Annotated in this window: 7 protein-coding genes; all 7 read right to left on the bottom strand. The window is 72.6% G+C overall.

What is annotated here, in order from left to right; all coding sequences use genetic code 11:
* The coding region (ftsZ, locus tag ACRDSK_RS30115; RefSeq protein WP_431444754.1) for a cell division protein FtsZ at positions 1-1,065 on the bottom strand (1,065 nt) is incomplete at its 3' end.
* Between the two features lie 194 nt (positions 1,066-1,259).
* The gene (locus ACRDSK_RS30110; protein ID WP_431444755.1) at positions 1,260-1,736 is read right to left on the bottom strand and encodes a DinB family protein; all 477 of its coding nucleotides are present in this window, start codon (positions 1,734-1,736) and stop codon (positions 1,260-1,262) included.
* A 25-nt stretch (positions 1,737-1,761) separates the two neighbouring features.
* Positions 1,762-2,499 carry a cell division protein FtsQ/DivIB gene (locus ACRDSK_RS30105; RefSeq protein WP_431444752.1) on the bottom strand — a complete coding sequence of 246 codons (738 nt, stop codon included), beginning with the start codon at positions 2,497-2,499 and terminating at the stop codon, positions 1,762-1,764.
* Positions 2,496-3,920 (bottom strand): UDP-N-acetylmuramate--L-alanine ligase, encoded by a 1,425-nt coding sequence (gene murC / locus ACRDSK_RS30100; protein ID WP_431444751.1) that lies wholly within the window; start codon positions 3,918-3,920, stop codon positions 2,496-2,498. The genes ACRDSK_RS30105 and murC overlap by 4 nt, the downstream gene beginning before the upstream one ends.
* A gap of 109 nt (positions 3,921-4,029) precedes the next feature.
* Positions 4,030-5,130: an undecaprenyldiphospho-muramoylpentapeptide beta-N-acetylglucosaminyltransferase gene (gene murG / locus ACRDSK_RS30095; protein ID WP_431444749.1), complete on the bottom strand. Its 1,101-nt coding sequence runs from the start codon at positions 5,128-5,130 to the stop codon at positions 4,030-4,032.
* The gene (gene ftsW, locus ACRDSK_RS30090) at positions 5,127-6,530 is read right to left on the bottom strand and encodes a putative lipid II flippase FtsW (protein ID WP_431444748.1); all 1,404 of its coding nucleotides are present in this window, start codon (positions 6,528-6,530) and stop codon (positions 5,127-5,129) included. Before ftsW ends, murG begins: the two co-directional genes overlap by 4 nt.
* Positions 6,527-7,075: glutamate ligase domain-containing protein (locus ACRDSK_RS30085; RefSeq protein WP_431444747.1), on the bottom strand; the 549-nt coding region annotated here is incomplete at its 5' end. The genes ftsW and ACRDSK_RS30085, both read right to left, overlap by 4 nt.

Below are 7,075 nucleotides of genomic sequence, written 5' to 3'. Positions count from 1 at the left end.
TGGCGGCTCCGCCGCCGGCGGTGGGGCGGCCGGCCGGCTCGCCACCTGACCGGCCTGGCCGGACATCGGCGAGCTGCGAGAGCCGATCGCGGTCGCGTCGAGCTTCTTGTGTGTCGGGGTGCCGCCGTCGAACCCGGCGGCGATCACGGTGATCCGGACCTCGTCGCCGAGCGAGTCGTCGATGACCGTCCCGAAGATGATGTTGGCCTCGGGGTGTGCGGACTCCTGGACCAGCGAGGCGGACTCGTTGATCTCGAACAGACCGAGGTCCGAGCCGCCGGCGATGGCCAGCAGCACGCCGTGCGCACCGTCCATCGAGGCCTCGAGCAGCGGCGAGTTGATCGCCTTCTGCGCGGCCTGCACGGCTCTGCCCTCGCCGCGCGCCGAGCCGATGCCCATCAGCGCGCTGCCGGCGCCGGACATCACGCTCTTCACGTCGGCGAAGTCGAGGTTGATCAGGCCGGGAGTGGTGATCAGGTCGGTGATGCCCTGGACACCGGAGAGCAGCACCTCGTCGGCCGACCGGAAGGCGTCCATCAGCGAGACGCCGATGTCGCCGAGCTGCAGCAGCCGGTCGTTGGGGATGACGATCAGCGTGTCGCACTCGTTGCGCAGCTCGGTGATGCCGTCCTCGGCCTGCTTGGCCCGGCGCTTGCCCTCGAAGGCGAACGGGCGGGTGACCACACCGATGGTGAGCGCGCCGAGCTTGCGGGCGATGGACGCGACGACCGGCGCGCCGCCGGTGCCGGTGCCGCCACCCTCGCCGGCGGTCACGAAGACCATGTCGGCGCCCTTGATGACCTCTTCGATCTCCTCGCGATGATCCTCGGCCGCCCTGTGCCCGACGTCCGGGTTGGCGCCGGCGCCGAGGCCGCGGGTCAGCTCGCGGCCGATGTCCAGCTTGACGTCGGCGTCGGACATCAGCAGTGCCTGCGCGTCGGTGTTCACGGCGATGAACTCGACGCCCTTGAGCCCGACCTCGATCATGCGGTTGACGGCGTTGACCCCACCGCCGCCGATGCCGACGACTTTGATCACCGCCAGGTAGTTGTGCGGGGGCGTCATCGGATCCGCCTTCCTGATCAAGCTCGTGTTCGTACATCCCCGATTCGTCGCGAGCTGAAGATCTCTAACCCTCAACCAGAGACTTAGAGTTATGTCAAGCCCGGACTCGAATACAGGACGGTAGGCATCGATGGTTCCCGATTCCAGCCGCCACGCCGTGCGGTGACGTTGTTGTACGCCCCTGTCGCCGAGCGTTACTCCCCCGTGCGACCGTCGATGCTCTCGCGCAGCAGGTCGAGGTGGCCGGCGTGGCGCCCGGTCTCCTCGATCATGTGGATCAGCACCCAGCGCAGGTTCACCGGTTCGCCCCGCGCGGTGGTGGCGGTGGCGTCCAGGTCGCGCGCGGCGGCGATCCGGCGGCTCTGTTCGCACTCGGCCTCGTACTCCGCGACGAGCGTCGACAGTGGAGGGTCCAGGCCCAGCCGGAACTCCGCGTTCCGGTCGACCTTCAGCCGCTCGGCCCACGGGTCCTCCTGGCCGTCGAACACCACGGCGAACCAGTAGTGCTCCACGTATCGCAGGTGGGACAGCAGGGGCGCGACGGCGGTGAGCTCGGAGGCCACCAGCGGCTGCCTGGCCTGCTCGTCGGACAGGCCGGCGGCCTTTCCGACCTCGGTGGCGCGCAGGAAGTCGAGGAAGCCGTTCAGCTGCTCGCGCTCGGCGCCCACCATGGGCGGCTCGGGTCGGTCGGCCACGTCAGGACACCGTCGGGAAGTCGGGCGTGGCCACGTCGTAGGTTCTCCCGGGCCGGGTGAGCAGCGGGGCGAGCACGGCCGCCTTGCGGTCGTTGTCCTGCGCGTCGCCCCACTTGATCGTCTTGCCGTTGCGCAGCTTCAGGCGCACGTCGCCCGGGGAGTCGGCGGACAGCTCGACGACCCGCCCGCGCAGCTGGTCGGGAATGGCGCCGAACACCGTCACCGCCGCGTGCGTGGCCGGGTCGTCCGGGGCGACCTTGACGACCTTCAGCACCGGCAGGCCCTTGGGCCGGGCGGGCACCGTGGCGTAGTCGGCGCCGGTGCGGTCCACCAGGTGCACGCCGTCGCTGTCCGGCACGACCGCGACCGGGGTCCGCTCGGTCACGTGGATCTCGACCGTGCTGGGGAACGAGCGGGACACGTTGACCTCGAACACCCGCGGCAGCTCGGCCACCCGCCGCGCCACCTCGTCGGTGTCCAGCCGCGCCATCGGCGTACCTGGCTCGATCGCGGCGGCGTCGCGCACCGCGTCCGCCGCCAGCTCCCGGGTGCCGAGCACCTCGACCTCCCGCACGCCGACGAGCGGGGTGAACATGATCACGTACGTCAGGCCGAGCACCGCGAGGACGAGCAGCAGGGCGAGCCAGCGCCGGGCGAGGAAGCGGCGCCGGCTCGGGCCGGGCCGCTCCTCGAGCGGTTCGTCCGCCGCCCGGCGGCGCGTCCTCGTCGTGCTCGTCATGTCAGCTTGACCTGCCGGTCCAGCTCGGCGACCAGCTCCGGACCCAGCATCGTCACGTCGCCCGCGCCCATGGTCAGCACCAGGTCTCCGGGCCGCACGAGCGAGGCCACCAGCGGCGGCACCTTCTCGAACGACGGCTCGAAGTGCACCCGCTCGGCCGGCAGCGGCACCGCCTCGGTGACCAGCGCGCCGGTCACGCCGGGCTCGGGCTGCTCGCGCGCGCCGTACACGTCCAGCACGATCACCTCGTCCGCGAGCCCGAGCGCCGAACCGAACTCGGCGGCGAAGAGCCGGGTGCGCGAGTACAGATGCGGCTGGAACACGACGATCAGCCGCCCGTCCCGCGCCGCCGGGCGCACCGCCCGCAGCTGCGCCGCCACCTCGGTCGGATGGTGCGCGTAGTCGTCGTAGACCCGCACGTCGCCGGCGCGGCCCTTGAACTCGAACCGCCGCCGCACCCCGCCGAACGAGGCGATGCCCTCCAGCAGCCCGGCGAGCGGCGCGCCGAGCTCGAGCCCGGCGAGCAGCGCGGCGATCGCGTTGCCCGCCATGTGCTCGCCGGGCACCGCGACCCGCACGGTGATCTCCGCGCCGTCCAGCAGCACCCGCGCGACCCCGCCGCCGTCATCGGTCGGCTCGTGGTCGAGCAGCGTCACGTCCGAGGCGGCCCGCCCGTAGCGGCGCACGCGTACGCCCCGCTCCTCCGCTTGCGCGGCGAGGGCGGCCGAGCCGGGGTCGTCCGCGCACGCGACCAGCAGCCCGCCCGGCTCGATCCTGTCCACAAAGGACTCGAAGACCGCGGTGTACGCCTCGACCGTGCCGTGGTGGTCGAGGTGGTCGGCCTCCACGTTGGTGACCACGGCGACCGACGGCGAGAACGCGAGGAACGAGCCGTCGCTCTCGTCGGCCTCGGCGACGAAGACGCCGCCGTGCCCGTGGTGGGCGTTGGCGCCGGACTCGTTGAGGTCGCCGCCGATCGCGAACGACGGGTCGAGCCGGCAGTGCTGCAGCGCCACCGTCAGCATCGAGGTGGTCGACGTCTTGCCGTGCGTACCGGCGACGCACGCGACGCGGTGCTCGGCCATCAGCGCGGCGAGCGCCTCGGACCGGTGCAGGACGGTCAGCCCGCGCGCCCTCGCCGCAGCCAGCTCGGGGTTGTCCGGCTTGATCGCGGTCGACACCACCACGGCGGTCGGCCCGTCGGGCCCGAACAGGTCGAGGTTGGCCGCGTCCTGGCCGACGGCGATCTTGGCGCCCTGCGCGCGCAGGGTCAGCAGGCCGGGCGACTCCTTGGCGTCCGAACCGGACACCGCCAGCCCGCGGTCGAGCAGGATGCGCGCGATGCCGCTCATCCCGGCACCCCCGATGCCGACGAGATGTGTCCTCGCCAGCGGGTCCGTGCGGGCCGTCGCGGTGTTCATGGTTCGCTCCGCTCCTCCGCTACTCCCCGTCTTCCCTCGTCGCGTGCTCGGCGCTGGCGCGCCTGCGCGCGCTCCTCAGTCCAGACGGGGAACGCTCCGTCGCTCTCGCTCACTTCTTGATCACCTCGAGGACCATGCGGGCCAACACGTCGGCGGCCTCGCGGTGGCCGATGCCCCGCGCGGCGGCACTCATCGAGGCGATCCGGCGCGGGTCCGTGAGCATCGGCACCACCAGCTCGGCCACCTTGTCCGGGGACAGCTGCTCGTCCGGCACGACGATCCCGCCGCCCGCGTCCACCACCGGCTTGGCGTTGAGCGCCTGCTCACCGTTGCCGTGCGGCAGCGGGACGAACACGGCGGGCAGGCCGACCGCGGCCACCTCGGCGACGGTCATCGCGCCGCTGCGGCACAGCACGACGTCGGCGGCGGCGTAGGCGAGGTCCATCCGCTCCAGGTACGGCACCCCGACGTAGCGCGGCGCGCCCGGAACCTCCTGCACGGCGATGGAGTTCTTCGGCCCGTGGGCGTGCAGCACGCCGATCCCGGCGTCGGCGAACCGGCGGGCGCACGCGGACACCGCGTTGTTGATCGAGCGGGCGCCCTGCGAGCCGCCGAACACGAGCAGCGTGGGCGCGTCCGGGTGCAGGCCGAAATGCTTGCGGGCCTGCGCCCGCATCGCCTCCCGGTCCAGCCTGATGATCGACTCGCGCAGCGGGATGCCGACGATCTCGGCGCCGGGCAGCCCCGAGTTCGGCACGGCGACCGCGACCTTCTGGGCGAACCGTGCGCCGACCTTGTTCGCCAGCCCGGCCCGGGCGTTGGAGTCGTGCACCACGATCGGCAGCCGGCCGCGGGCGGCGAGGTAGGCGGGCAGCGCGACGTAGCCGCCGAAGCCGACCACCACGTCCGCGCCGACGCGGTCCAGCACCGCGCGGGTCGTCTTCACCGCGGAGCGCACCTTCAACGGCAGCTTCAGCAGGTCCACGTTCGGCTTCCGCGGCATCGGCACCGGCGGGATCATCTCCAGCGGGTACCCCCGGCCCGGGATGATCGACTTCTCGAGGCCGCGCTCGGTGCCCAGGGCGACGACGCGCGCGTCCGGCCGGATCCGGCGGATGGCGTCGGCGAGCGCGAGAGCCGGCTCGATGTGTCCGGCGGTGCCGCCGCCGGCGATCACGACACAGGGCCCACGGGGGGTGGGGTCGGTCAAGACGTTCCTCCTGGCGAACTGCGCGGGTACCGCCGGCGAGCTCGGTCGGTACCGGCGGGACCACGCGACGGCGCGGGTTTCCGCATCGGCCGTCGCTTGGCCGGTGGCTGGTACGGATCCGGGGCCGGCAGCCGCATGAGGCGGCCGAACCGGCCCGGCCCCTGAGAGCGTAGTGCCGCCACCGCTTCGGGCTCATGGCGCGCACAGTTCGCGAGGACTCCGAAGACCAGCAGAGTGATGACCACGGACGTGCCGCCCGAGGAGATGAGCGGCAGCGTGATGCCGGTGACCGGCAGCAAGTTCACCACGTACCCGATGTTGATGGCCGCCTGCGCGACCAGCCAGACCGTCAGCGTGGCCGCCACCAGGCGGATCCACGGGTCGATGTTGCGGGCAGCGACCCGCATGCCGATGACCGCGAGCATGCCGAACAACCCGAGCACCAGCGCGCAGCCGACGAACCCGAGCTCCTCGCCGATCAACGCGAAGATGAAGTCGTTGTGCACGTTGGGCAGGTACTGCCACTTCGACGGCCCCTGGCCGAGGCCCTTGCCGAACAGCCCGCCGTCCGCGAGCGCGTACAGCGCCTGGTTGGCCTGGTAGGCGGCGCCGCTCGGGTCGTTCTCCGGGCTCAGGAACGACAGCACCCGGGAGAGCCGGTAGTCGGTGCCGATCGCCAGCACGACGACGCCTGCCAGGCCGCCGAGGGCGAGCGCGCCGAAGAGTCGCAGCTGCGCGCCGGCGAACCAGAGCAGCGCGCTCAGCACCACGCCGAGGGTGACCGTGCCGCCGAGGTCGGGCTGCAGCATGACGAGCGCGAACATCACCAGCGCGGCCGGCACCACGGGGACCAGCAGGTGCCGGTACTGGTGCAGCAGCCCTCGCTTGACCACCAGGATGTGCGCGCCCCACAGCGCGAGCGCGAGCTTGGCCACCTCGACCGGCTGGAAGCCGACCGGGCCGATCGTGAACCAGCTGCGGGTGCCGTTGATCTCCGAGCCGAGCCCCGGGATGAGCACCAGCACGAGCAGCAACACGCTGACCCACAACATGACCGGGCTCGCCGCGCGGATCCGGGTCAGCGGCATCCGCAGCCCGATCCAGAACAGCACCAGGCCGGCCAGCACGAACACGAGCTGCTTGCCGAACACCGTGTACGCCGACGCGTCCTGGTTCAGCGAGATCACCGACGACGCCGACAGCACCATCACTAGGCCCAGCACCACGAGTAGCGCGCAGATCGCCAGCACCAGGTGGAACGAGGCGAGCGGGCGGCCGAGCCACGCGGTCAGCGCGCTGCGGGTGGCGGCCAGCCGTCCGGTTCGGCGTGCCGCGCGCTTCTTGTCGGTGGACTTGTCTGCGGGCTCGCGCTCGGTCTTCGCGGGCTCCAGTGCCGTCATCCGCGCTGTCCGGGCTCGGCACCGCCCGCGGCGGCCGCGCTCGGCAGCGCCCGCACCGCCTCGGTGAACGCCGCGCCGCGGTGGGTGTAGCTCGCGAACTGGTCGTGGGACTTGGCCGCAGGCGCCAACAGCACCACGTCGCCAGGCCCTGCCATCGCGCTCGCCGCACGCACCGCGGAGATCATGGGCTCATCGTCTCCCGAAGGGACCCGATGTACCGGCACATCCGGCGCGTGTCGCGCCAGCGCGGCCGCGAAGGCGTCCTGGTCGGTGCCGAGCAGGACCACGCCGCGCAGCCGCGGCGCCGCGGAGGCGACCAGCGCGTCGACCGGCGCGCCGTGCAGCAGGCCGCCGACGATCCACACCACCCGGTCGAACGCGCCGAGCGAGCCCTGCGCGGCGTGGGTGTTGGTCGCCTTGGAGTCGTTGACGTAGCGCACCCCGCCGGCCTCGGCGATCAGCTCCACCCGGTGCGCGGGCGGCTGGTAGGCGTTCAGCCCGGCGCGGACGGCCTCGGGCGGGACGCCGGCCGCGCGGGCGAGCGC

It is taken from the genome of Actinophytocola sp., from assembly GCF_050699915.1.
In the GTDB taxonomy this organism is placed as follows: Bacteria; Actinomycetota; Actinomycetes; order Mycobacteriales; family Pseudonocardiaceae; genus Actinophytocola.
This window is presented reverse-complemented; position numbering and strand designations above follow the sequence as displayed.